The sequence below is a fragment of the Pseudomonas sp. Pseusp21 genome (assembly GCF_059492145.1).
Genome location: NZ_CP168520.1, coordinates 3,264,858 through 3,287,974, shown reverse-complemented (window position 1 = coordinate 3,287,974; position 23,117 = coordinate 3,264,858). Strand labels below are relative to the sequence as shown.

The following is a 23,117-nucleotide window of genomic DNA, read 5'->3' as shown; positions in this document are numbered from 1 at the left end:
TTCAGACCGCGATTCTGTGATCCGCAAGCCCCGGGCTGCTGACGCGGTAGATACCGATCTCACCTAACAGATTAGGCCATAGCTTACTGGCCCACCCGTGGCGGTGCTGTTGATCCACGGCAAGCCGATCAATGACCTTCGCCTCACGTTCGCGACAAAGTTCTTCAAAGTCTTCGAAGGTGCAGAAGTGGATGTTCGGCGTGTTGTACCAGGTGTACGGCAGGAATTCCGACACCGGCATCCGGCCCTTGCTCGCCAGGTACCAGCGGCAGCGCCAGTGACCGAAGTTGGGGAAGGTGATGATGCACTGGCGACCGACCCGCAGCATTTCGTCGAGGATCTTGTCCGGGTAATGCACGGCTTGCAGGGCCTGGGTCATCACCACGATGTCGAAGCTGTTGCTGGCGAAGTTGCCCAGGCCCTTGTCCAGGTCCTGCTCGATGACGTTGATGCCCTTGGCCACGCACTCGGCGATGTTGTCCGGGTCGTTTTCCAGGCCATAGCCGGTGACCTGCTTGTGGTCGCGCAGCCAGGTCAGCAACTCGCCGTCACCGCAACCGAGGTCGAGCACGCGGCTGCCGGCGGGGATCCATTCCTGGATGATTTCCAGATCAGCTCTCATGGCTTTCTCACAACGTAATGCGGTTCATGTAATTGCCGAACGCCTGCAAATAACGCGGGATCGGAATCAGGAAGGCGTCGTGGCCCTGGGGTGCGTCGATTTCCAGGTAACTGACGTCCTTGCGCGCGGCCATTAGCGCATCCACCAGTTCCCGCGAGCGGGCCGGGGAGAAGCGCCAGTCGGTGGTGAACGACATCACGCAGAACTTGGCTTTTGCACCTTCGAAGGTTTTCGCCAGGTTATCGTTGAAGTTCGCCGCCGGATCGAAGTAGTCCAGCGCCTTGGTCATCAACAGATAGGTGTTGGCATCGAAGCGCCCGGAGAACTCTTCGCCCTGATAGCGCAGGTAGCTTTCGACCTGGAACTCGACGCTGTGGAAGTCGTAGTTGAGCTTTTCGCTCTTCAGGCCACGGCCGAATTTCTCGCCCATGGAGTCGTCGGACAGATACGTGATGTGTCCGACCATCCGCGCCAGCATCAGGCCGCGCTTGGGGATCACGCCGTGTTCCTGGAACGAGCCGCCGTGGAACTCCGGGTCGGTGAGGATCGCCTGGCGCGCCACTTCGTTGAAGGCGATGTTCTGCGCCGACAGCTTGGGGGCCGAGGCGATGGCCAGGCAGTGGCGAACGCGATCCGGATACGTGATGGTCCATTGCAGCGCCTGCATGCCGCCGAGGCTGCCACCGATCACCGCGGCCCATTGGCCGATGCCGAGCAGGTCGGCCAGACGTGCCTGGCTGTGCACCCAGTCTTCCACGGTCAGCACCGGGAAGTCGGCGCCGAACGGCTTGCCGGTTTCCGGGTTGAGGCTGCTCGGGCCGGTGGAACCGTTGCAACCGCCGAGGTTGTTCAGGCTGACCACGAAGAATTTGTTGGTGTCGATCGGTTTGCCGGGGCCGATGCAGCTGTCCCACCAACCGGGCTTGCGGTCGTCGATGCTGTGGTAACCCGCAGCGTGGTGGTGGCCGGACAAGGCGTGGCAGATCAGTACGGCATTGCTCGCTTGCGCGTTCAGCGTGCCGTAGGTTTCGTAGATCAGGTCATAATCGGCCAGCGAACGGCCGCAGGCCAGGGCCAGGGGTTCGCTGAAGTGCGCCGTTTGCGGCGTCACCAGACCAACAGAATCGGGGGGAAAGGCAGCTGGCATCGACCCTGCTCTCGTTGAAATGAGGCGTAAGTCTAAAGACCGGTGGGGTTAGCGGCAAGCAACGATCAGGCCTGATTTGCGCTCGTTCCCACGCTCCGCGTGGGAACGCCTCATTGGACGCTCCGCGTCCGCTTCGGCGGGGGACGCGGAGCGTCCCGGGATGCATTCCCACGCGGACGGTTCGACGCCTCGACGTGGGAACGATCAGCTGACTAGTCCGGGCAGATCCGGCAACTTCTTCGGCGAGCAGATCTTCACCCGCTTCTGCCGGTTCAACTCACCGCTGAGCAAACTGACCTGGCTTTTGGAGACCCCAAAAGCCTTGGCCAGAAATCCCATCAGATAGGCATTGGCCTTGCCCTCGACCGGCGGCGCGGTCAGGCGGATCTTCAGGCGATCGCCGTGCAGCCCGCAGAAGTCATCGCTGCGGGCGGCCGGTTGCAGGTGACACTCCAGAATCAGGTCGTCACCGTCCCAGCGAAACCAGCTCACATCAGCAGGCGCAGGATTTCCGGCATCATCGTCATCGCCGCGAGGTTGTTGATCACCAGCATGTCGATCAGCTTCAGCACGAGGAAGGCGAAGATCGGCGACAGGTCCAGACCGCCGAGGTTCGGCAGGATGCGGCGGAACGGCGCAAGGGCCGGCTCACAGATCTGGTTCACCAGCTCGGCGCCCGGATTGTGGCTGCCCGGTGCGACCCAGGACAGGATGATGCTGATGATCATGGCCCAGAAGAAAATCTTCAGGAACAGCGCAGTCACGCCGATCAGCGACCAGATCAGCAGTTGCAGCGGGTTGCCGGTGGTGCCGTAGGTCAGCAGCAGGGTCAGCGCCATCAGCGCCAGTTGCACGAGAATCGCCAGCACCAGCGACGACATGTCGAGACCGAACAGGCTCGGGATGATCCGGCGCAGTGGCTTGAGCAGCGGCTGGGTGGCCTTGACCACGAACTGGCACAGCGGGTTGTAGAAGTTCGCCCGCACCAGTTGCAGGACGAAGCGCAGCAGCACGATCAGCAGGTACAGGCTGCCGAGGGTTTGCAGCACGTAGACCGCTGCGGTATTCAATCCAATCATGTAAGGCTCCTTATTTGCCCAGTTGTTCGGCCATTTCGGCCGAGCGGTGCGCGGCGGCGCCGAGTGCTTTTTCCACCAGGGCTTCGAAGCCGCCGGCCTGGAACGATTTGATCGCAGCTTCCGTGGTGCCGGCCGGCGAGGTCACGCGGCGGCGCAGTTCGGCAGCGTCGACGTCACTGGACACCGCCATATGCGCGGCGCCCAGAGCGGTCTGCAAGGTCAGTTGCTCGGCGGTTTCCTTCGGCAGGCCGAGTTTGACGCCGGCGGCGGTCATGGCTTCGATCAGCAGGAAGAAGTACGCCGGGCCGGAACCGGAGACGGCGGTGACCGCGTCCAGTTGCTGCTCTTCGTTCAGCCACAGGGCGATGCCCACGGCGGACAGCAGTTCTTCAGCCTGTTGGCGTTGTTCGGTGCTCACTGCGCCGGTGGCGTACAGGCCGCTCACGCCCTGACGCAGCAGTGCCGGGGTGTTCGGCATGCAGCGCACGATCGGCTGCTCACCCAGCCATGCAGTCATGCTGGCGCAGGTGATGCCAGCGGCAATGGAGACCACCAGTTGATTCGGTTTCAGGCTCGGGCGAATCGCTTCGCACACAAGCTTCATGGCTTGTGGCTTGACCGCCAGCACGACAACGTCAGCGCCGTCGATGGCCTGGGCGTTGTCGGCGAAGGTTTCGATGCCGTGTTCGGCGCTGACTTTGGCGCGGGTTTCTTCGCCCGGATCGCTGGCGCGAATCCGTGCAGCTTCCAGACCCTTGGCCCGCAGGCCGCCGATCAGGCTGGCGGCCATGTTGCCGGCACCGATAAAGGCAATACGTGTGTTGCTCATGTCAGGTCCTTATCTGGAAATGCTCAAGATTGGGAATAGTCGCGGGCGCCGAACAGGGCCGTACCGATACGGACCCAGGTCGCGCCCTGGGCAATGGCCGACTCGAGGTCGTGGCTCATGCCCATGGAAAGTGTGTCGAGCGGCAGATCGAGGCTGGCCTGCAATCTCTGAACGGCAGCGAATGCAGCGTCTTGCTCGGCGCGATCTTCGGTCGGCTCGGGAATTGCCATCAACCCGCGCAGCTTCAGGCGCGGCAGGGCGCTGATGGCCTGGGCCAGGGCTGGCAGGTCTTGCGGGGTGCAGCCGGACTTGCTGGCTTCACCGCTGACGTTGACCTGAATGCAGATGTTCAGTGGCGGCAGATCCGCCGGGCGTTGTTCGGACAGGCGTTGGGCGATTTTCAAGCGATCCACGGAGTGCACCCAGGCGAAATGCTCGGCAATCGAGCGGGTCTTGTTCGACTGAATGGGGCCGATGAAGTGCCAGATCAAGGGCAGGTCGGCCAGTTCGAGCTGCTTGCCCAAGGCCTCTTGCAGGTAGTTCTCGCCGAAGTCGCGCAGGCCGGCGGCGTGCGCTTCGCGCAGGGCTTCGGCCGGTTTGGTCTTGCTCACGGCCAGCAGCTGGACGCTGTTTTCATCGCGTCCGGCGGCAGCGGTGGCGGCATGAATACGCGAACTAACCTGGAGAATGTTGTCTGCTATCGTGGACATCAAGAGGCGCCAGCGGTCTGAAGGTTCGCGGCATTCTACTGGAATTGAGGGACGCTATGGATATCACTGAACTGCTGGCCTTCAGCGCCAAACAGGGCGCTTCCGACCTACACCTGTCGGCCGGTCTGCCGCCGATGATCCGCGTGGATGGCGATGTGCGGCGGATCAATCTGCCGGCGCTGGATCACAAGCAAGTGCACGAGCTGATCTACGACATCATGAACGACACCCAGCGGGTGGACTTCGAGAAACATCTGGAAACCGACTTTTCCTTCGAAGTCCCCGGCGTGGCGCGCTTCAGGGTCAATGCCTTCAACCAGAACCGGGGCGTCGGCGCGGTGTTCCGGACCATCCCGTCGAAAGTGCTGAGTATGGAAGACCTCGCCATGGGCGACGTCTTTCGCAAAATCACCGATGCGCCGCGCGGGCTGGTGCTGGTGACCGGGCCGACCGGCTCCGGCAAGTCGACGACCCTGGCGGCGATGATCGATTACCTCAACACCCATCGTCATCACCACATCCTGACCATCGAAGATCCGATCGAATTCGTCCACGAATCGCGCAAATGCCTGATCAATCAGCGCGAAGTCCATCGCGATACCCGCAGTTTCGCCACCGCGTTGCGTTCAGCACTGCGCGAAGACCCGGACGTGATCCTGGTGGGCGAGATGCGTGATCTGGAAACCATCCGCCTGGCGCTTACCGCGGCCGAGACCGGGCACCTGGTGTTCGGTACCTTGCACACCACGTCGGCAGCCAAGACCATCGACCGGGTGGTGGATGTGTTCCCCGGGGACGAAAAATCCATGGTGCGCTCGATGCTGTCGGAGTCGTTGCTGGCGGTAGTCTCGCAGACGCTGATCAAGAAGATCGGCGGCGGTCGGGTGGCGGCGCACGAGATCATGCTGGGCACGTCGGCGATCCGTAACCTGATCCGCGAGGACAAGGTGGCGCAGATGTATTCGGCGATACAGACCGGCGGCTCGCTGGGAATGCAGACACTCGACATGTGCCTGAAAGATCTGGTGACCAAAGGCTTGATCAGCCGCGAACATGCGCGGGAGAAAGCGCGCACGCCAGATAACTTCTAGGCAAAAAAAATCGCAGCCCGTGGGCTGCGATTTTTCGTTCTGATCGTTCCCACGCTCTGCGTGGGAATGCAGCCCGGGACGCTCCGCGTCCCAAAGCGGACGCAGAGCGTGCGGACAAGCTAGCTTCAGCGCTGTACGACGCGCATTTGCCCCTGTTCCTTCGGCAATACGCGTTTGGCCACCACGTAATGCTTTTCCCAGTACGGCTTGTTCAGTGTATCGATGCTCACCGCTTTGCCGCGCCGTGGTGCATGGATGAAACGATCGTTGCCCAGGTAGATGGCAACGTGATTGACCCGACGGCTCTTGATGTTGAAGAAAATCAGGTCGCCCGGCTTCAGGTCCTTGCGTTCGACTTTCTCGCCGTGACCGCTGGCCATGGCGTTCGAGGTGCGTGGCAGGTCGAACGTGGCGTCGTTGAACGCGTATTTCACCAGACCGCTGCAGTCGAAGCCTTTACTCGGGCTGCTGCCGCCCCAACGGTAAGGCGTACCGAGGACGTTTACCGCGCGACTGAGGACATTGCTGCTTTCCTTGGTCGCCATCGGTGGCACCAGCTTGCTGCGGCCGGTGCTGCTCAGCGTGGTGTGTTTGACCTGTTTGCCTTTGTTCGAAGGAGCAGAGGCATGGGATTTAGGGGTGAAACCGTTAACGTTGGGAAGACGTTGCTCACGATTGGTGGCGTGGGCGGCCAGTGGCATTAATAGGCAAATAGTTAGCCATGTCTTGAAAAATGGACGCATTAGGCAGGGCTCTTGATGTGTTAGCGCGCAACTTTATAACAGCTTTTTTGTCACTTCCGAGGCCGTTGGTCGATTCAATCCGATGCCAACGGAACCAAATAAGCGGCAAAAAGACGCAATTGTCGGACAGAAGTCCGGTGCTATAAGGCTTTGACGGGACACACGGTAGCATTTGCCATACGTCGGCTACCTGTAAAAAAGTCACAAAGAATTAAAGAATATTTATCTATCGCGTGTATCGAGGTCTTAATGAACGGCTATCAACTGCCCCGTGTGAAGGAAAAAGACACCCACAGCAAGGTGATCGGTTACCTGTTGTGGATTTTCGGTTTCACAGGCTCCCACCGCTTCTATTACGGCAAGCCGGTGACCGGCACGATCTGGTTTTTCACTTTCGGGTTGCTGGGGATCGGCTGGCTGATCGACGTGTTCCTGATCCCGGCGATGGATCGCGAAGCCGACCTGCGTTTCGCCGCGGGTCCTATCGAGTACAACGTGGCGTGGATTCTGCTGACCTTCCTCGGCGCGCTCGGCGTGCACCGGATGTATCAGGGCAAGTGGATCAGCGGGTTGGTGTATCTGCTGACCGGCGGGTTGTTCTTTCTTGGGGTGCTGTATGACTTCTGGACGCTGAACGATCAGGTGTCGGTGCGTAATGCCGAAGGGCGGGGCGCATTTCAGTAAGTGATGGCGAGGGAGCTGGCTCCCTCGCCATTTTTTTTACGCCTGGTGACTGATCCGGCCATCCACCAAGGTGTAACGCACCACACCCGGCAGGCTATGGCCGAGGAACGGGCAGTTCTCGCCTTTCGACAGCCAGGTTTCGCCGGCAACGGTCGAGGCCTTCGGATCGAACAGCACGATATCCGCCGCACCCCCCACCGCCAGTTTGCCCGCCGGCAGGCGCAGGGCCTCGGCCGGGCCGGCGCTCAGGCGGGCCAGCAGGGTCGGCAGGTCCAGCAGGCCATCCTCGACCAGCGTCATCGCCAGCGGCAGCAGCAGTTCGACGCTGCTGATGCCCGGTTCGGTCGCGCCGAACGGTGCCAGTTTGGCATCGCGCTCATGGGGCTGGTGATGGCTGGAAATCGCCGAAACCACGCCGGACTTCACCGCTTCACGCAGGCCTTCGCGGTCGGCGCGGGTGCGCAGTGGCGGTTGCACGTGATACAGGCTGCTGAAGTCGATCAGCGCTTCGTCCGTCAGGATCAGCTGATACAGGGCGACATCCGCCGTGACTTTCAAGCCACGAGCCTGGGCCTGAGCGATCAAGGCCACGCCGCGAGCACTGGTCAGCTGGCTGAAGTGCGCACGCACGCCGGTTTGCTCGACCAGCAACAGATCACGGGCCAGGGCCACGGTTTCAGCGGTTTCCGGGATGCCTGGCAGGCCGAGGAAGCTGGCGGTGGCACCTTCGTGGGCCAGGCCGCCGTCGGCGAGGTCGTGATCCTGCGAGTTGAAAATCACCGTCAGGTCGAACGTTGCCGCGTAATCCAGCGCCCGGCACAGGGTGCGGGTGTTGCGGAAGCTTTCCAGGCCGTTGCCGAACGCTACGCAACCGGCGTCACGCAGGGCAACCAGTTCTGCGAGCTGTTCGCCATCCAGACCTTTGCTCAGCGCGCCGATCGGGAACACCTTGGTGTTGCCGGCCTCGCGGGCGCGGTCGAGGATCAGTTCGGCCACGGCGGAGGTGTCGAGCACCGGTTTGGTTTTCGGCGGACAGCACAGGCTGGTTACGCCACCGGCCGCCGCAGCGCGGGTTTCGCTGGCGATGGTGCCTTTGCGACTGTAGCCCGGCTCGCGCAGGGCGACGTTCAGGTCGACCAGCCCCGGAGCGGCCACCAGGCCTGTGGCGTCGATGGTTTCGACGGCGGTGAAACCGGCCGGAGCAGCGCCGAGGGCGACGATCTTGCAGGCTTCAACGTGAATATCGGTGATTTGATCCAGGCCGCTGCTTGGATCGATGACGCGGGCGCCGAGAATGCTGAGCTTCACTGGGCGTTCTCCTGCTCGAATTGGCGCTGGGCAGTCTGTCCGCTCATGGCCATGGACAGCACGGCCATACGGATCGCGATGCCGTAGGTGACTTGATTGAGGATCACCGAGTGCGGGCCGTCGGCCACCGCCGACTCGATCTCCACGCCGCGGTTGATCGGCCCCGGGTGCATGACGATGCAATCGGGCTTGGCGCCGGCCAGGCGCGCGGTGGTCAGGCCGAAGAGGCGGTAGAACTCGCCTTCGCTCGGTAGCAGGCCGCCGGTCATGCGCTCACGCTGCAGACGCAGCATGATCACCACGTCGACGTCTTTCAGGCCTTCGGTCATGTCGGTGTAGACCTTCACGCCGTACTGCTCGATGCCGATCGGCAGCAGGGTTTTCGGCGCGATCACGCGGATGTCCCGGCAGCCGAGGGTCTTCAGGGCGAGCATGTTCGAGCGCGCCACCCGCGAGTGCAGGATGTCGCCGACGATGGCTACCGAGAGGTTCTCGAAACCGCCCTTGTGGCGGCGGATGGTCAGCATGTCGAGCATGCCCTGGGTCGGGTGCGCGTGCCGGCCGTCGCCGCCGTTGATGATCGCCACTTGCGGGCAGACATGTTCGGCGATGAAGTGAGCAGCGCCGGAGTCACCGTGGCGCACGACGAACATGTCGGCAGCCATGGCTTCGAGGTTGCGCAGGGTATCGAGCAGGGTTTCGCCCTTGCTGGCCGACGAGGTCGACACGTTCAGGGTGATCACGTCCGCCGACAGGCGCTGGGCCGCGAGTTCGAAGGTGGTGCGGGTGCGGGTCGAGTTTTCGAAGAACACGTTGCACACGGTCTTGCCGCGCAGCAACGGGACCTTCTTCACGGCCCGGGCACCGACTTCGAGGAACGAGTCGGCGGTGTCGAGGATTTCCGTCAGCAACTCGCGGCGCAGGCCGTCGAGCGAGAGGAAGTGGCGCAGCTGGCCCTGATCATTGAGCTGCAGCGGGCGCTTGGTATCTAGAGGCGTCATCGCGAGGGGGACTCTCAATAGGGCGGATTAAAGGGCAAGGTCTTGCAGTTCGAGGGCCAGCTCCGGCCCGGACAGCTTGACCCGCTCGTGGGCGGCCAGCGACAGGGTCGCGCCGACCACGTTGGGGCGGATCGGCAATTCGCCGGCGTCCAGGTCCAGCAGGCAGACCAGCGTCACGCTGGCCGGGCGGCCGTAGTCGAACAGTTCGTTCATGGCGGCGCGGATGGTCCGGCCGCTCATCAGTACGTCGTCGATCAGCACCAGATGCTGGCCTTCGATTTCGAAGGGCAGGGCGGACGGACGCACTTGCGGGTGCAGGCCGTTCTGGCTGAAGTCGTCGCGGTAGAAGGAAACATCCAGCGTGCCCAATGGCGCATCGCTGCCCAGCTCTTTGAGCAGGGCCTGGGCGACCCAGACGCCGCCGGTGCGGATGCCGATGTAACGCGGTTCGCTGATTTCACGCTGGGCAAGGTGCGCCTTGAGGCGGGTCGCCATCTGGCTGATCAGATCGGCGGGATTGGGCAGGCTCATGGTTGCTCCTTCTCGGGGTCGAGCCGGTTCTCGCGAACCGGGGCTCGGGTTGTAACCAAAAGAAAAGCGCCGTAGCGCTTGTCAGGATTCAAATAGTGCGGTGTTTTCGTCGAGCCAGCCTTGCAGCAGCAGGGCGGCGGCGATGGCGTCCACCGGGTTGTCGCGGTAGCTGCCTTTCTGTCCGCCGCGCACCAGTCGCTCGCCCTTGGCTTCGAAGGTGGTCAGACGTTCATCGTGGGTATAGAAAGGCAGGTTGAAGCGGCCATTGAGGCGGCGGGCGAATTTCTCGGCGCGGGCGCACATTTCGCTGGGCGTGCCGTCCATGTTCAGCGGCAGGCCGACCACCACGGCGTCGGGTTTCCATTCCTTTATCAGGGCTTCGACCTGATTCCAGTCCGGCACACCGTTTTGCGCCTTCAAGGTGCACAGTTCGCGGGCCTGGCCGGTAATCACCTGGCCGACCGCCACGCCGATCTGTTTGGTGCCGTAGTCGAAGCCGAGGATCAGGCGCAGGGCCATCAGGCGTGTCCTGCCTGGCTGGTCAACAGGCTGAGGTTGATCCCCAAGTGCTTTGCCGCTGCTTCCAGGCGCAGTTCACTGCTGGTGTTGAACAGGATGTCGGCGTCGTACGGGCAGGTCAGCCAGGCATTGTCGGCCAACTCGGCCTCCAGCTGCCCGGCTTCCCAACCGGCATAACCGAGGGTGATGACGCTTTTGGCCGGACCCACGCCGTCGGCGATGGCGAACAGCACGTCCTGCGAGGTCGACAGGGCCAGATCACCCTCCAGCTCGACGGTCGCCTGGAACGTCTTGCCCGCCGGGTGCAGGACAAAACCGCGATCGGTCTGCACCGGGCCGCCGATGAAGATCGGCACGTGCTGGCACAGCGCTGGCGGATCGATGTCCGGGCGCAGTTGTTCGAGGATGTCGGCCAGATTCAGCTCTTGCGGTCGGTTGACCACCAGTCCCATGGCGCCATTGGCCGTGTGCTCGACGATGTAGGTCAAGGTGTGGGCAAAGTTCGGGTCGGCCATGTGTGGCATGGCGATCAGGAAGTGATGCTTGAGGTAGCTGGGGCTGACGTTTTTCATGTGCGCTAGTGTGGCGTTCGGGGGGCGAACTGACAAGCTGGAGCGGGCAAAAGATCGACTCAGTTACTGGACAGCCGGTCACCCCGGGCGAATTTCCAGGTGCGGATGATTTCCAGCCGGTCGATGTCCGACAGGTCCCCGGTAAACGGTGCAAACGGTGCCGCCAGGCGCACGATGCGCTGTGCTGCCTGATCCAGCAGCGGCTGGCCGGAAGACTCCAGCACCAGCACTTCGTACAGCGAGCCATCGCGGTTGATCGACACCATCAGGCGCAGATTGCCGTAGATCTGCTTGCGCCGGGCTTCGTCGGGGTAATTGAGGTTGCCGATGCGCTCGACCTTCTTGCGCCATTCGTCCTTGTACCAGGCGCCCTTGTCGCGCATGGTCGACGCGGCGCTCAGGCGGTGGATACGCGGACGCTTGGCGTACAGCTGTTGTTCGTTGGCCAGTTCGGCTTCAAGGCTGGCGATGTCGCTGGAGAGCTGCGAGCTGTCGAAGGTCGGGGCGTCGACCGTCGGTTTAGTCTCGGTCTTGGCTTCTTCTTTCTTGGTCGGCGCCTTTTTCGGTTTCGGCGCGACGGTGGTCACGGCCGCCTTGGGCGCGGCTTCCTGCACTTCCGGCTTGGCGGCCGGCGGCGGGGTGACTTTCTTGACCTGATTGTCCTGGAATGGCGCGACCTCGGTGGTCTTGGGGATCGCCTTCTTGTCGAGGGTGCCGCTGCCTTCCTGGTTTTCCTGGGCGAGGAAATCGGCCTTCGCCGGCTTCTTTTCGCTCTTGAAGGTGGCGAGGGTGATTTCCAGGGTTTTGCTGATCTGCTTGGGCTCGACCATGGTGAAACCCACGCCGAGCAACAGCGCCAGATGGATCAGCGCCGCGAGAAACAGGGTAAATCCGAGGCGATCGACCGGGCGCACGCCTTTATGGGCGAGTTCAGCGGGCAGATCGGACGGAAGTGTCATTCGAGAAAAACCAACATCGCGTTTTTACGGGCTCGGCATGATAACGCAATGTTGGTTTTTAGCTGCAAGCTTGAAGTCTCAAGCGACAAGCTGCAGAGGAGCAGCTACAAGTTTCGAGCTGCAAGCGGCAAGTTAAAAGCTTGTGGCTTGTGGCTTGTGGCTTGTGGCTTGTGGCTTGCAGCTGGCCGTCAGGCTTGCAGCTTGCCTTCGATCGCATCCATCAGCATCCCGCCGATGTCGGTGCCGAAGGCATTGTCTATTTCGCGGATGCAGGTCGGGCTGGTGACGTTGATTTCGGTCAGGTGCTCGCCGATCACGTCCAGGCCGACGAACAGCAAACCCTTCTCGCGCAAGGTCGGGCCGACCTGGGCCGCGATCCAGCGATCCTTGTCGGTCAGCGGACGGGCTTCGCCACGACCGCCGGCCGCGAGGTTGCCACGGGTTTCGCCCTGGGCCGGAATCCGCGCCAGGCAGTAATCCACCGGCTCGCCGTCGATCATCAGGATGCGCTTGTCGCCGTCCTTGATCGCCGGCAGGTAGGCCTGGCCCATGATCTGCTGGGCGCCGAGGGCGGTCAGGGTTTCCAGGATCACCGACAGGTTCGGGTCGCCGGCACGGTGACGGAAAATCGAGGTGCCGCCCATGCCGTCCAGCGGCTTGAGGATCACGTCGCCGTGTTTGGCGGCGAATTCACGCAGCACGTCGGCGCGACGGCTGACCACGGTCGGCGGCGTGCACTGCGGGAACAGCGTGGCGAACAGTTTTTCATTGCAGTCGCGCAGGCTCTGCGGCTTGTTGACCACCAGCACCCCGGCAGACTCGGCCTGTTCGAGCAGGTAGGTGGAGTAGACGAACTCCATGTCGAACGGCGGATCCTTGCGCATCAGGATCACGTTCAGGTCGCTGAGCAGCGAATCCTGTTCGGCGCCCAGTTCGAACCATTTTTCCGGGTTGGCGAAGACTTTCAGCGGCTTCATCCGCGCCCGTGCCTGGCCTTCACCCTGATAAAGGTCTTTCTGTTCCATATAGAACAGTTCCCAGCCGCGCTTCTGCGCCGCCAGCAGCATGGCCAGCGAGCTATCCTTCTTATAGGAAATGCTGGCGATAGGGTCCATGACAATCCCGACGCGAACGCTCATTGGGTTTTCCTCGAAAATTGGCTACCGGATCGGTATGAAAAAAGTGCCGCCAGAGTGGCGCCGGGCGGGTTTTCGGTCAAGGAAAAACCCGTCGATAGATTGCGTCTGGAGACTGTGCTAAAAAGGCTCCCAGCCGCGCTGGCCCTTGAACATCAAGGGTTTCCAGCCATTACGCATCGCAAAACGGACAAATTGATTCGCAAAGGCGACGGTAGAGCCCCCTTATGGAACAGCAGTCCAGCGCCTTGAAGGTCATGGTGATCGACGACTCGAAAACGATTCGTCGCACCGCCGAGACCCTGTTGAAAAATGCAGGGTGCGAAGTCATCACCGCGATCGACGGTTTTGACGCCCTGGCGAAGATCGCCGACCACCATCCCGGGATCATCTTCGTCGACATCATGATGCCGCGTCTGGATGGTTATCAGACCTGCGCTTTAATCAAGAACAACAACGCGTTCAAGGGCACGCCGGTGATCATGCTGTCGTCCCGGGACGGGCTGTTCGACAAGGCCAAGGGGCGGATTGTCGGTTCCGATCAATTTTTGACCAAGCCTTTCAGCAAGGAAGAACTGCTCGACGCGATTTCGGCCCATGTTCCGGGCTTCGCTGCCGCTTTGCCGCAGTAAGACAAGCACAGAGACGCTCGGCCAGCGGGCCCGGTGTCGACAAGAAAAATGGGGAAGACCATGGCACGTATCCTGATCGTCGATGACTCGCCGACCGAAATGTACAAACTCACCGGCATGCTGGAAAAGCACGGGCACGAAGTGCTGAAAGCCGAAAACGGCGCCGACGGCGTGGCCCTGGCTCGTCAGGAAAAACCCGACGCGGTGCTGATGGACATCGTCATGCCCGGCCTCAACGGCTTTCAGGCTACCCGCCAGTTGACCAAGGATGCGGAAACCAGCCACATCCCGGTGATCATCATCACCACCAAGGATCAGGAGACCGACAAGGTCTGGGGCACCCGCCAGGGCGCCAGGGACTACCTGACCAAACCGGTCGACGAAGACACGCTGATCAAGACCCTGAACAACGTGCTGGCCGGTTGATCGCGCCGTCATGAGCGAATCGCTGACCGCGTTCGAACTGTTGTGGCAGATCGACCAGTGCTGTCGCCTGCTGGCGGCGGACCTGCCGTCGCAACCGGCGCGCCAGGATCGCTGGAGCGGCATCGGCTTTCGTCTGGGCGAGCACTGGTACGTCACGCCGATGGGCGAAGTCAGCGAAGTGCTGCCCGAACTGCGTGTCACGCAGTTGCCGGGCGTCAAAACGTGGGTCAAGGGCGTGGCCAACCTGCGCGGACGGCTGCTGCCGGTCATGGACCTGTGCGGCTTTTTCGGCCATGAACTGTCACCGATGCGCAAGCAGCGGCGGGTATTGGTGGTAGAGCATCAGGACGTGTTTGCCGGGTTGCTGGTCGATGAAGTCTTCGGCCTGCAGCACTTCGAGCAGGACAGTTTCGAATCCGTCTCGATCAGTAAGCGGCAAGGCTCCAAGGGCGAGTTCATCAAGGGTTATTTCCGGCGCGAGCAGAACTGGCGGGTGTTCAGCCTGTTTGCGCTGGCGCAGTCACCGAGTTTCATGCACGTCGCGGTTTAACAGGCGAGGACCGATGATCAAAGCAAAAACAGGCAAGCCCGCAGAAGGCTCGCGCAGCCGCTCGCAGATCATCGTGCTGTTTATCGCACTGATCGTGTTCATCATGCTGCTGTTCGCCAACTTCGCTTACCTCAACACCCAGGCCAACTACGACAAGCAGTACATCGGCCACGCCGGCGAGCTGCGGGTGCTGTCGCAGCGGATCGCCAAGAACGCCACCGAAGCCGCCGCGGGCAAGGCCGCCGCGTTCAAGCTGCTCAGCGATGCGCGCAACGATTTTGCCCAACGCTGGGGTTACCTCAAGAAGGGCGACCCGAGCACCGGCCTGCCGCCGGCGCCATCCGTCGTGCGCCCGGAAATGCGCGCCGTGCAGCTGGACTGGGAACGCCTGCTGAAAAACACCGACGCGATTCTCTCCAGCGAGCAGACCGTGCTGTCCCTGCATCAAGTGGCCGCGACCCTGGCCGAAACCGTGCCGCAGTTGCAGATCGAATACGAAAAGGTCGTGGAAATCCTCCTGCAACGGGGTGCGCCGGCGGCGCAGGTGGCGATGGCCCAGCGTCAGTCGCTGCTGGCCGAACGGATTCTCGGCGCGGTGAACACCGTGCTGTCGGGCGATGAAAACTCCCAGCAGGCTGCCGACGCCTTCGGTCGCGATGCCGCGCGCTTCGGCCAGGTGCTCAACGGCATGTTGCAGGGCAACCCGGCGCTGAAAGTCAGCCAGGTCGAAGACCGCGATGCCCGCGCTCGCTTGAGCGAGATTTCCGAGCTGTTCCAGTTCGTCTCGGGTTCGGTGGATGAAATCCTCGAAACCTCGCCGGAGCTGTTCAAGGTCCGTGAATCGGCCACCAATATTTTCAGCCTGTCGCAGACCCTGCTCGACGAAGCCTCGCACCTGGCCAGCCGTTTCGAAAACCTGGCAGGCGGGCGCAGCACCGACACCATCGGCGGTTATGTGCTGGGCCTGCTGGCGCTGGCCTCGATCATTCTGATCGGCCTGGTCATGGTCCGGGAAACCAACCGTCAGTTGCGCGAGACCGCCGAGAAAAACGAACGCAACCAGAACGCAATCATGCGCCTGCTCGACGAGATCGAAGACCTCGCTGACGGCGACCTGACCGTGACCGCCTCGGTGACCGAAGACTTCACCGGGACCATCGCCGATTCGATCAACTATTCCGTCGACCAACTGCGCGATCTGGTCGCCACCATCAACCTCACCGCCGGCCAGGTCGCCGCTGCAGTGCAGGAAACCCAGGCCACCGCCATGCACCTGGCCCAAGCCTCGGAGCATCAGGCCCAGCAGATTTCCGAAGCCTCGACCGCGATCAGCGACATGGCCCAATCCATCGATCAGGTGTCGGCCAACGCCGCCGAATCCTCGGCAGTGGCCGAGCGTTCGGTGGAGATCGCCAACAAGGGCAACGAGGTGGTGCACAACACCATCCACGGCATGGACAACATCCGCGAACAGATCCAGGACACCGCCAAGCGCATAAAGCGCCTGGGCGAGTCGTCCCAGGAAATCGGCGACATCGTCAGCCTGATCGATGACATTGCTGACCAGACCAACATCCTCGCCCTCAACGCGGCGATTCAGGCGTCGATGGCCGGTGATGCCGGGCGCGGTTTTGCCGTGGTGGCCGACGAAGTGCAGCGGCTGGCCGAGCGCTCGTCCGCTGCGACCCGGCAGATCGAGACGCTGGTGCGGGCGATCCAGACCGACACCAACGAAGCCGTGATTTCCATGGAGCAGACCACCACCGAAGTGGTGCGCGGCGCGCGGCTGGCGCAGGATGCCGGGGTGGCCCTGGAAGAAATCGAAGGCGTGTCCAAGACCCTCGCGGCGCTGATCCAGAGCATTTCCAACGCGGCGCAGCAGCAAACGTCTTCGGCCGGGCAGATTTCCCTGACGATGAACGTGATCCAGCAGATCACCTCGCAGACCTCGTCCGGTTCCACGGCCACCGCCGAGAGCATCGGCAACCTGGCGAAAATGGCCAGCCAGTTGCGCCGCTCGGTGTCCGGGTTCACCTTGCCGGCGGCGCCAGCGCCCGTCTCGGACAAGGCGTGAGGCCTGCGGGCGAGGCAATGTCGAGCGGAGTGGTTATGGGTGACCGGCACGATTACGTGGCCCTCGAATGGGTCAAGGGTGAAATCGCCGAGACGCTGAGGCAGGCGCATCAGGCCATCGAAGCCGTGCTCGACGATCCGCAGTCCGTGCCCGGGCTGGACGAATGCCTGGCCTGCATCCATCAGGTACACGGCAGCCTGCAGATGGTCGAGTTCTACGGTGCGGCGCTGCTGGCCGAAGAGATGGAACATCTGGTCGAATCATTGCAGAACGACCGCGTCAGCCACCGCGACGAAGCGCTGCACTTGCTGTTGCAGGCGCTGGGTCAATTGCCGACCTACCTCGACCGCGTGCAGGGCGCCCGCCGTGACCTGCCGCTGGTGGTGCTGCCGCTGATTAACGACTTGCGCAGCGCCCGGGGCGAAAGCCTGCTGTCGGAAACCAGCCTCTTCAGCCCGCAGTTGCCCGAGCTGTCACCCCTGAGTCCGCAAGCGCTGGCCCTGCTTGAACCGGCAGAGCTGCCGAATGTGTTGCGCAAATTGCGTCAGATGCTGCAAATGGCGCTGGTCGGATTGCTCCGCGAACAGGATGACCAGACGCACCTCGGTTATCTGGCCAAGGTCTTCACCCGCCTCGAAGCGTTGAGCGGTAACTCGCCGCTGAGCCCGTTGTGGCAGGTCGCGTCGGCGCTGGTCGAGGGCATGCGTGAGGGGCGGATCGCCAACAGTCCGGCCCTGCGCAGCCTGTTCAAGGACGCCGACAAGGAACTCAAGCGCCTGCTCGAACAGGGCATGCCCGGCCTCAACCAGCCGCCACCGCCTGAACTGCTGAAAAGCCTGCTGTTTTATATCGCCAAAGCCGAACATCCCACCGGGCAGATGCTGACCATGAAAGATCGCTACTCCCTGGACGACGCGCTGCCCGACAGCGCGATGGTCGACGAAGAACGCGCGCGTCTGGCCGGCCCCGACCGCGATGCCATGCGCTCGGTGCTCGCGGCGCTGTGCGAAGAGCTGGTGCGGGTCAAGGAACGCCTCGACCTGTTCGTGCGCAGCGACCGCCAGCACGCCTCGGACCTGGACAGCCTGCTGGCGCCGCTGCGGCAGATCGCCGACACCCTGGCGGTGCTCGGTTTCGGCCAGCCGCGCAAGGTGATCATCGATCAACTGGCGGTGGTGCTCAGTCTCGCCCAGGGTCAGCGCGAACCGAACGACGCCACGCTGATGGACGTCGCCGGCGCCTTGCTCTACGTCGAGGCGACGCTGGCCGGGATGGTCGGTACGGTGGAGCCGGAGAGCCCGGATGACTCGCGGCTGCCGACCACCGACCTGACGCAGATTCATCAGATCGTGATCAAGGAAGCGCGCATCTGTCTGCAACAGGCCAAGGACATGATCGTCGACTACATCGACGCCGACTGGGACCGCCAGCAACTGCAAAGCCTGCCGGCGCTGCTGACCCAGGTGCGCGGCGCGCTGGCGATGATTCCGCTGGCGCGGGCGGCCAGCCTGCTCGAAGCCTGCAACGGATTTATCCGCGAGCACCTGTTGCTCGACCCGCACGAGCCGGGGTGGCAGCAACTCGACAGCCTCGCCGACGCCATCACCAGCCTCGAGTATTACCTCGAGCGCCTGACCGACGACCCGCAGGCACCGAGCGAACACTTGCTGGATATCGCGCAGAAAAGCCTCGCCAGTCTCGGCTTCTTTCCTGACGAACAGCCCGGCGAGCCGCATGTGCCGGTGCTCGATGATGTGCTCAGCCCCAGCGAAGCGCTGGTGATGCAGGATTTGCAGGAGCTGGACGACCCGCAGATCGTGCAGTCGTTGGCGGAAGTGCTGGCCAGCCCGGTGTCGGCGGTCAACCCGCCGGCGCTGACCACGCCGGGCAGCCTGCTGCCGCCACCGGCCGATGAAGAACCGGTGGACGACGAGCTGCGCGAAGTGTTCCTCGAAGAGACCGGGGAAGTGCTCGAGGTGCTGAGCGAATACCTGCCGCGCTGGTCTGCCGCGCCCGATGACCGCGCCGCCCTGAGTGAACTGCGCCGCGCCTTCCACACCCTCAAGGGCAGCGGCCGGATGGTGCGCGCGCTGGTCCTCGGCGAGCTGGCCTGGGCAGTGGAAAACCTGCTCAACCGCGTGCTGGAACACAGCGTCGAAACCGGCCCGGCGGTGCGCCAGTTGCTGGCCGACACGCTGCTGCTGTTGCCGGACCTGATCGGCGAATTCGCCACCAACGGCCAGCGCCAGCGCCACGATGTCGATCAACTGGCGGCCCGCGCCCATGCGCTGGCCAAGGGCGACACGCCGCTGCCCGCCGAAGATGTGGAAGATGTCACGGCCCTCGATCCGCTGTTGCTGGAGATCTTCCGCAACGAAGCCGAGACTCACCTCGCCAGCCTCAATCGCTTCCTCGATCAGGCTGCCGAGCATGTGCCGTTGCAGGCCAACGACGAGTTGCAACGAGCCCTGCACACCCTCAAGGGCAGCGCCTCGATGGCGGGGGTGTCACCGATTGCCGAACTGGCGGCGCCGCTGGATAAACTGGCCCGGGAATTCAAGGCCCATCAACTGGCGCTAGACCTCGACGAAGTGGAACTGCTGCTCGAAGCCGAGGGCCTGTTTCGCGTCGGTCTGCGTCAGCTCAAACACGATCCGCTGGCGCCGATTGTCGGCGCGCAGTCGCTGATCAAACGCACCGAAACCCTGCTCGGCGAGCGTCTGGAATCGATCCTCAATGCCCCGAGCAGTGCGGTGCGGGTCAAGCGCGATCCGCAACTGATCAACAACTTTCTGGCCCAGGGCATGGACATCCTGCTCGACGCCGAAAGCCTCTTGCAGCGCTGGCAGCAGCACCCCGGCGAACGTCAGGAACTCAGCGCGCTGCTGGATGAGCTGACCACCCTGGGCGAGGGCGCGCATCTGGCGGATCTGCTGCCGGTGGATGTGCTGTGTGAAGCCTTGCTCGATCTTTACGGTGCGGTCGAAGAAAGCAGCCTGGCGGTCAGCGAGCGGTTTTTCCATGAGGCGCAGCAGGCTCATGAAGCGCTGATCAACATGCTCGACGAACTGGCCGCCGGCCAGGAAATCACCCCGCAACCGCAACGCATCCGCGCCTTGCACGAGTTGCTCGACGAGAGCCTCGATCCGTCGTCCATGGGTCTGATCCGCAGCGACGGCAGCCGCACCCTGAGCATCCGTGAACTGGGCAGCGCCACCGCCGAACTGCAACAACACAGCGTCGACAGCGGGCCGGACGACGAGATTGTCGAGATCTTCCTCGAAGAAGCGGTGGACATTCTCGACAGCGCCGGCCAAGCCTTGCAGCGCTGGCTGAAGGATCCGGAAAACGGCGCACCGCTGTCGTCGCTGCAACGGGATTTGCACACGCTCAAGGGCGGCGCGCGGATGGCCGAGGTGGCGGCCGTCGGTGATCTGGCCCATGAACTGGAAGGCCTTTACCAAGGGCTGGTGGATCGTCGGTACAGCCACAGCGAAGCTCTGGATCGATTGCTGCGCCAGAGCCACGAGCGCCTGGCGCTGTTCCTCGAACAGTTGCACCGGCACCAGCCGCTGGATCCGGCGCAGGACCTGATCGAGGCGATCCGCCGCTTTCGCCAGGGCCCGAGCGCCAGTCCCGAAACACCGACAGCTTCCGTCACGCAGGACGGCCAGGGGCACGATCCGGAGCTGCTGGAGATCTTCCTCGAGGAAGGTTTCGACATCATCGAAAACTCCGGCGCCGCGTTGCTGCGCTGGCAGGCCGAACCCGGCAATCGCCAGGAAGTGGAAACCCTGCTGCGCGATCTGCACACCCTCAAGGGCGGCGCGCGGATGGTGGAAATCGGCCCGATCGGCGACCTCGCTCATGAGCTGGAAAACCTCTACGAAAGCCTGTCTGCCGGCACCCTGCAGGGCAGCGCCGAACTGTTCGCGCTGTTGCAGCGCGGCCATGACCGCTTGGCGCAGATGCTCGACGCGGTGCGCGCCGGCCAGCCGTGCCCACCGGCAGACCGGCTGATCAGCGCGATCCAGAATTTCAGCCATCCCGTGTTGGTGCAAACCCCGGCGCCCGTGCCGCCGGTTGCGGTCAAGGCCGAGCCTGCGGCCCCGGCGCCCGAGACCGGTGCGGACATGGTCAAGGTCTCCGCCGAACTGCTCGACGAGCTGGTCAACCTCGCTGGCGAAACCTCGATTTTCCGTGGGCGCATCGAGCAGCAAGTCAACGATGCGCAGACCGCCCTGCACGAGATGGAAACCACCATCGAGCGTATGCGCGACCAGTTGCGCCGGCTCGACACCGAAACCCAGGGGCGGATCCTCAGTCGTCAGCAAGTGGATGCCGAACGCCTCGGCTACGAAGATTTCGACCCGCTGGAAATGGACCGCCATTCGCAGTTGCAGCAGCTGTCTCGGGCGCTGTTCGAATCCGCTTCCGACTTGCTGGATTTGAAGGAAACCCTCGACCGGCGCACCCACGACGCCGAGAACCTGTTGCAGCAGCAGGGCCGGATCAACACCGAGTTGCAGGAAGGCCTGATGCGCACGCGCATGGTGCCGTTCGAGCGCATGTTGCCGCGTCTGAAACGCATCGTCCGACAGGTCGCCGAAGAGTTGGGCAAGGACGTGGCGTTCAGCGTCGGCAACGCCGAAGGCGAGATGGACCGCAATGTCCTCGAACGCATGGCGGCGCCGCTGGAACACATGCTGCGCAATGCCGTCGACCATGGTCTGGAGTCCGCCGAAGTACGGCTGGCGGCGGGCAAACCGGCGCAGGGGCAGATCAGCCTCGACCTGTCCCGCGAGGGCGGCGACATCGTGTTCGACATCCGCGACGATGGCGCCGGCGTGCCGCTGGACGCCGTGCGGCGCAAGGCGATCAAGCGCGGTCTGCTGGCGCCGGACGCCGAGATCAGCGACCGCGAAGTGTTGCAGTTCATCCTCCAGCCAGGCTTTTCCACGGCCGAGAAAATCACCCAGATTTCCGGGCGCGGCGTGGGCATGGACGTGGTGCACGAAGAAGTCCGGCAACTTGGCGGCACCATGAGCATCGATTCGGTGCCGGGGCAGGGCGTGCATTTTCGCATTCGCCTGCCGTTCACCGTATCGGTCAACCGTGCGCTGATGGTGCAGTGTGGCGAGGATCAATACGCGATTCCGCTGAACACCATCGACGGCATCGTCCGCGTGCTGCCGAATGAACTGGACGGGCATTTCCGCCTCGATCCGCCGACTTATCAGTACGGCGGCCAGCGTTATGAGTTGTGCTACCTGGGCGAGCTACTGAAAACCGCGCCACGGCCGAAGCTGTCCGGCCAGAGCCTGCCGGTGCCGGTGTTGCTGGTACAGTGCGGCGACCGGCACATCGCCGTGCAGGTCGACACGATGGCCGGCACCCGCGAGATCGTGGTCAAGAGCCTCGGCCCGCAGTTCGCATCGGTGCAGAGCGTGTCCGGGGCGACGATTCTCGGCGATGGTCGGGTGGTGCTGATTCTCGACCTGCTGGCGCCGATCCGCGCGATGCAGGCGCGGTTGCCGCAGCGTCCGGCCGGCCATGAAATCGAGAGCGAACCGCACAAGCCGTTGCTGGTGATGGTGGTCGACGACTCGGTGACGGTGCGCAAGGTTACCAGCCGTCTGCTCGAACGCCACGGCATGAACGTGCTGACCGCCAAGGACGGGGTCGATGCGATGTTGCTGCTGGAAGAACACATGCCGGACCTGATGCTGCTCGACATCGAAATGCCGCGCATGGATGGCTTCGAAGTGGCGACCCAGGTGCGCCAGGACGAGCGCCTGCAACATCTGCCGATCATCATGATCACCTCGCGCACCGGGCAGAAACACCGCGACCGCGCGATGGCCATCGGCGTCAACGACTACCTCGGCAAGCCGTACCAGGAATCGGTGCTGCTCGAAAGCATCGCCCTGTGGAGCAAAAAACATGCATGAACGCCAGCACAATCAACGCGCCAGCCAGCTCACCGGGCTGCTGCTGCCGCTGGCGGATCGCAACCTGATCCTGCCCAACGTCGCCGTCGCCGAGCTGATCGACTACCAGTCCAGCGCCTTCGATCTCGACACACCGCCGTGGTATCTCGGTCGGGTGACCTGGCGTGAGCGGCAGGTTCCGCTGCTGAGTTTCGAGTCGGCGTGCGGCAACAAGATCGTCATCGGCGAACGGGCACGGATCGTCATCCTCAATGCCCTCGGCGGGCGGCCGGAGTTGAAGTTCATCGCGCTGCTGGTGCAGGGGATTCCGCGCTCGTACAAGCTCGACAGCCAGTTGAGTTATGTCGACGTGCCGCTGTGTGCGCTGGAGCAGGCGGCGGTGCAGGTCGGGGAGCAGGTGGCGAAGGTGCCGGATTTGTTGGCATTGGAGAAATTGTTGGTGGATGCGGGGCTCGTTCACTGATCATTACGCTCACCGTAACGGTTCGCCGCCGCGCTTGATTGATGCCCCTCGATCACACTCCTAAGGTAGCTCCACGACAGCGAACCCCGT

At 63.0% G+C, this 23,117-nt stretch carries 22 protein-coding genes; 8 read left to right on the top strand and 14 right to left on the bottom strand.

Features of this window, described 5'->3' with window-relative positions:
* Position 1 precedes the first annotated feature (1 nt).
* The 6 genes from metW to ACEN93_RS14950 all read right to left on the bottom strand — a co-directional run bounded on the left by metW (position 2) and on the right by ACEN93_RS14950 (position 4,387).
* The gene (gene metW, locus ACEN93_RS14975) at positions 2–622 is read right to left on the bottom strand and encodes a methionine biosynthesis protein MetW (RefSeq protein WP_011336377.1); all 621 of its coding nucleotides are present in this window, start codon (positions 620–622) and stop codon (positions 2–4) included.
* Positions 623–629: 7 nt separating this feature from the next.
* Entirely contained in the window at positions 630–1,769 is a 1,140-nt protein-coding gene (gene metX / locus ACEN93_RS14970) for a homoserine O-succinyltransferase MetX (protein WP_103385346.1), read from the bottom strand.
* Positions 1,770–1,973: 204 nt separating this feature from the next.
* On the bottom strand, positions 1,974–2,261 hold the full coding sequence (locus tag ACEN93_RS14965; RefSeq protein WP_039767931.1) for a DUF167 domain-containing protein: 288 nt from the start codon (positions 2,259–2,261) through the stop codon (positions 1,974–1,976).
* Entirely contained in the window at positions 2,258–2,848 is a 591-nt protein-coding gene (locus tag ACEN93_RS14960) for a YggT family protein (RefSeq protein ID WP_011336374.1), read from the bottom strand. Before ACEN93_RS14960 ends, ACEN93_RS14965 begins: the two co-directional genes overlap by 4 nt.
* A 10-nt stretch (positions 2,849–2,858) precedes the next feature.
* On the bottom strand, positions 2,859–3,677 hold the full coding sequence (proC, locus tag ACEN93_RS14955) for a pyrroline-5-carboxylate reductase (RefSeq protein ID WP_074690160.1): 819 nt from the start codon (positions 3,675–3,677) through the stop codon (positions 2,859–2,861).
* A 23-nt stretch (positions 3,678–3,700) separates the two neighbouring features.
* The gene (locus ACEN93_RS14950; protein ID WP_103385348.1) at positions 3,701–4,387 is read right to left on the bottom strand and encodes a YggS family pyridoxal phosphate-dependent enzyme; all 687 of its coding nucleotides are present in this window, start codon (positions 4,385–4,387) and stop codon (positions 3,701–3,703) included.
* 56 nt (positions 4,388–4,443) lie between these two features.
* Between ACEN93_RS14950 and ACEN93_RS14945 the strand changes: the two genes are divergently transcribed.
* Positions 4,444–5,478: a type IV pilus twitching motility protein PilT gene (locus tag ACEN93_RS14945; RefSeq protein WP_414882376.1), complete on the top strand. Its 1,035-nt coding sequence runs from the start codon at positions 4,444–4,446 to the stop codon at positions 5,476–5,478.
* 125 nt (positions 5,479–5,603) lie between these two features.
* On the opposite strand, the gene ACEN93_RS14940 is transcribed toward ACEN93_RS14945, so the two are convergent.
* Positions 5,604–6,221: a C40 family peptidase gene (locus ACEN93_RS14940; protein WP_039767935.1), complete on the bottom strand. Its 618-nt coding sequence runs from the start codon at positions 6,219–6,221 to the stop codon at positions 5,604–5,606.
* A gap of 249 nt (positions 6,222–6,470) precedes the next feature.
* Between ACEN93_RS14940 and ACEN93_RS14935 the strand changes: the two genes are divergently transcribed.
* Positions 6,471–6,905: an NINE protein gene (locus ACEN93_RS14935; protein WP_064600078.1), complete on the top strand. Its 435-nt coding sequence runs from the start codon at positions 6,471–6,473 to the stop codon at positions 6,903–6,905.
* 36 nt (positions 6,906–6,941) lie between these two features.
* Here ACEN93_RS14935 and ACEN93_RS14930 read toward each other — a convergent pair whose 3' ends face one another.
* The 7 genes from ACEN93_RS14930 to gshB form a co-directional block, all read right to left on the bottom strand.
* Positions 6,942–8,213, bottom strand: a complete 1,272-nt coding sequence (locus ACEN93_RS14930) for a dihydroorotase (protein ID WP_210710214.1) — start codon at positions 8,211–8,213, stop codon at positions 6,942–6,944.
* On the bottom strand, positions 8,210–9,214 hold the full coding sequence (locus tag ACEN93_RS14925) for an aspartate carbamoyltransferase catalytic subunit (protein ID WP_064600074.1): 1,005 nt from the start codon (positions 9,212–9,214) through the stop codon (positions 8,210–8,212). Before ACEN93_RS14925 ends, ACEN93_RS14930 begins: the two co-directional genes overlap by 4 nt.
* 27 nt (positions 9,215–9,241) lie before the next feature.
* Positions 9,242–9,745: a bifunctional pyr operon transcriptional regulator/uracil phosphoribosyltransferase PyrR gene (pyrR, locus tag ACEN93_RS14920; RefSeq protein WP_495610213.1), complete on the bottom strand. Its 504-nt coding sequence runs from the start codon at positions 9,743–9,745 to the stop codon at positions 9,242–9,244.
* Between the two features lie 81 nt (positions 9,746–9,826).
* Positions 9,827–10,264, bottom strand: a complete 438-nt coding sequence (gene ruvX / locus ACEN93_RS14915; protein WP_007953334.1) for a Holliday junction resolvase RuvX — start codon at positions 10,262–10,264, stop codon at positions 9,827–9,829.
* Positions 10,264–10,836 (bottom strand): YqgE/AlgH family protein, encoded by a 573-nt coding sequence (locus ACEN93_RS14910; RefSeq protein ID WP_039767938.1) that lies wholly within the window; start codon positions 10,834–10,836, stop codon positions 10,264–10,266. The genes ruvX and ACEN93_RS14910 overlap by 1 nt, the downstream gene beginning before the upstream one ends.
* A 59-nt stretch (positions 10,837–10,895) precedes the next feature.
* A complete protein-coding gene (locus ACEN93_RS14905; RefSeq protein WP_007953332.1) occupies positions 10,896–11,795 on the bottom strand; it encodes an energy transducer TonB in 900 nt (299 codons plus the stop codon).
* 188 nt (positions 11,796–11,983) lie between these two features.
* A complete protein-coding gene (gene gshB, locus ACEN93_RS14900; protein WP_490840600.1) occupies positions 11,984–12,934 on the bottom strand; it encodes a glutathione synthase in 951 nt (316 codons plus the stop codon).
* A 224-nt stretch (positions 12,935–13,158) separates the two neighbouring features.
* Between gshB and pilG the strand changes: the two genes are divergently transcribed.
* The 6 genes from pilG to ACEN93_RS14870 are packed head-to-tail and all read left to right on the top strand — an operon-like array spanning position 13,159 to position 23,027.
* Positions 13,159–13,563 carry a twitching motility response regulator PilG gene (pilG, locus tag ACEN93_RS14895; RefSeq protein WP_007953330.1) on the top strand — a complete coding sequence of 135 codons (405 nt, stop codon included), beginning with the start codon at positions 13,159–13,161 and terminating at the stop codon, positions 13,561–13,563.
* A 60-nt stretch (positions 13,564–13,623) separates the two neighbouring features.
* The gene (gene pilH, locus ACEN93_RS14890) at positions 13,624–13,989 is read left to right on the top strand and encodes a twitching motility response regulator PilH (protein ID WP_011336365.1); all 366 of its coding nucleotides are present in this window, start codon (positions 13,624–13,626) and stop codon (positions 13,987–13,989) included.
* 10 nt (positions 13,990–13,999) lie between these two features.
* Complete coding sequence (locus tag ACEN93_RS14885) at positions 14,000–14,539, top strand: chemotaxis protein CheW (RefSeq protein WP_490842959.1); 540 nt, start codon at positions 14,000–14,002, stop codon at positions 14,537–14,539.
* 13 nt (positions 14,540–14,552) lie between these two features.
* On the top strand, positions 14,553–16,613 hold the full coding sequence (locus ACEN93_RS14880; RefSeq protein ID WP_103385350.1) for a methyl-accepting chemotaxis protein: 2,061 nt from the start codon (positions 14,553–14,555) through the stop codon (positions 16,611–16,613).
* 35 nt (positions 16,614–16,648) lie between these two features.
* Entirely contained in the window at positions 16,649–22,564 is a 5,916-nt protein-coding gene (locus ACEN93_RS14875) for an Hpt domain-containing protein (protein WP_495610212.1), read from the top strand.
* Complete coding sequence (locus ACEN93_RS14870; protein ID WP_490842961.1) at positions 22,557–23,027, top strand: chemotaxis protein CheW; 471 nt, start codon at positions 22,557–22,559, stop codon at positions 23,025–23,027. The genes ACEN93_RS14875 and ACEN93_RS14870 overlap by 8 nt, the downstream gene beginning before the upstream one ends.
* Positions 23,028–23,117: the final 90 nt, after the last annotated feature.

What these genes read in the sequence shown, in the direction of transcription:
- metW (WP_011336377.1), bottom strand. Translation starts at nt 622, where the DNA reads ATGAGAGCTGATCTGGAAATCATCCAGGAATGGATCCCCGCCGGCAGC.
- ACEN93_RS14875 (WP_495610212.1), top strand. Translation starts at nt 16,649, where the DNA reads ATGGGTGACCGGCACGATTACGTGGCCCTCGAATGGGTCAAGGGTGAA.
- ACEN93_RS14945 (WP_414882376.1), top strand. Translation starts at nt 4,444, where the DNA reads ATGGATATCACTGAACTGCTGGCCTTCAGCGCCAAACAGGGCGCTTCC.
- ACEN93_RS14905 (WP_007953332.1), bottom strand. Translation starts at nt 11,795, where the DNA reads ATGACACTTCCGTCCGATCTGCCCGCTGAACTCGCCCATAAAGGCGTG.
- ACEN93_RS14950 (WP_103385348.1), bottom strand. Translation starts at nt 4,387, where the DNA reads ATGTCCACGATAGCAGACAACATTCTCCAGGTTAGTTCGCGTATTCAT.
- proC (WP_074690160.1), bottom strand. Translation starts at nt 3,677, where the DNA reads ATGAGCAACACACGTATTGCCTTTATCGGTGCCGGCAACATGGCCGCC.
- ACEN93_RS14870 (WP_490842961.1), top strand. Translation starts at nt 22,557, where the DNA reads ATGCATGAACGCCAGCACAATCAACGCGCCAGCCAGCTCACCGGGCTG.
- ACEN93_RS14940 (WP_039767935.1), bottom strand. Translation starts at nt 6,221, where the DNA reads ATGCGTCCATTTTTCAAGACATGGCTAACTATTTGCCTATTAATGCCA.
- ruvX (WP_007953334.1), bottom strand. Translation starts at nt 10,264, where the DNA reads ATGGCCCTGCGCCTGATCCTCGGCTTCGACTACGGCACCAAACAGATC.
- pilH (WP_011336365.1), top strand. Translation starts at nt 13,624, where the DNA reads ATGGCACGTATCCTGATCGTCGATGACTCGCCGACCGAAATGTACAAA.
- gshB (WP_490840600.1), bottom strand. Translation starts at nt 12,934, where the DNA reads ATGAGCGTTCGCGTCGGGATTGTCATGGACCCTATCGCCAGCATTTCC.
- pyrR (WP_495610213.1), bottom strand. Translation starts at nt 9,745, where the DNA reads ATGAGCCTGCCCAATCCCGCCGATCTGATCAGCCAGATGGCGACCCGC.
- ACEN93_RS14960 (WP_011336374.1), bottom strand. Translation starts at nt 2,848, where the DNA reads ATGATTGGATTGAATACCGCAGCGGTCTACGTGCTGCAAACCCTCGGC.
- ACEN93_RS14925 (WP_064600074.1), bottom strand. Translation starts at nt 9,214, where the DNA reads ATGACGCCTCTAGATACCAAGCGCCCGCTGCAGCTCAATGATCAGGGC.
- ACEN93_RS14910 (WP_039767938.1), bottom strand. Translation starts at nt 10,836, where the DNA reads ATGAAAAACGTCAGCCCCAGCTACCTCAAGCATCACTTCCTGATCGCC.
- metX (WP_103385346.1), bottom strand. Translation starts at nt 1,769, where the DNA reads ATGCCAGCTGCCTTTCCCCCCGATTCTGTTGGTCTGGTGACGCCGCAA.
- ACEN93_RS14880 (WP_103385350.1), top strand. Translation starts at nt 14,553, where the DNA reads ATGATCAAAGCAAAAACAGGCAAGCCCGCAGAAGGCTCGCGCAGCCGC.
- ACEN93_RS14935 (WP_064600078.1), top strand. Translation starts at nt 6,471, where the DNA reads ATGAACGGCTATCAACTGCCCCGTGTGAAGGAAAAAGACACCCACAGC.
- pilG (WP_007953330.1), top strand. Translation starts at nt 13,159, where the DNA reads ATGGAACAGCAGTCCAGCGCCTTGAAGGTCATGGTGATCGACGACTCG.
- ACEN93_RS14885 (WP_490842959.1), top strand. Translation starts at nt 14,000, where the DNA reads ATGAGCGAATCGCTGACCGCGTTCGAACTGTTGTGGCAGATCGACCAG.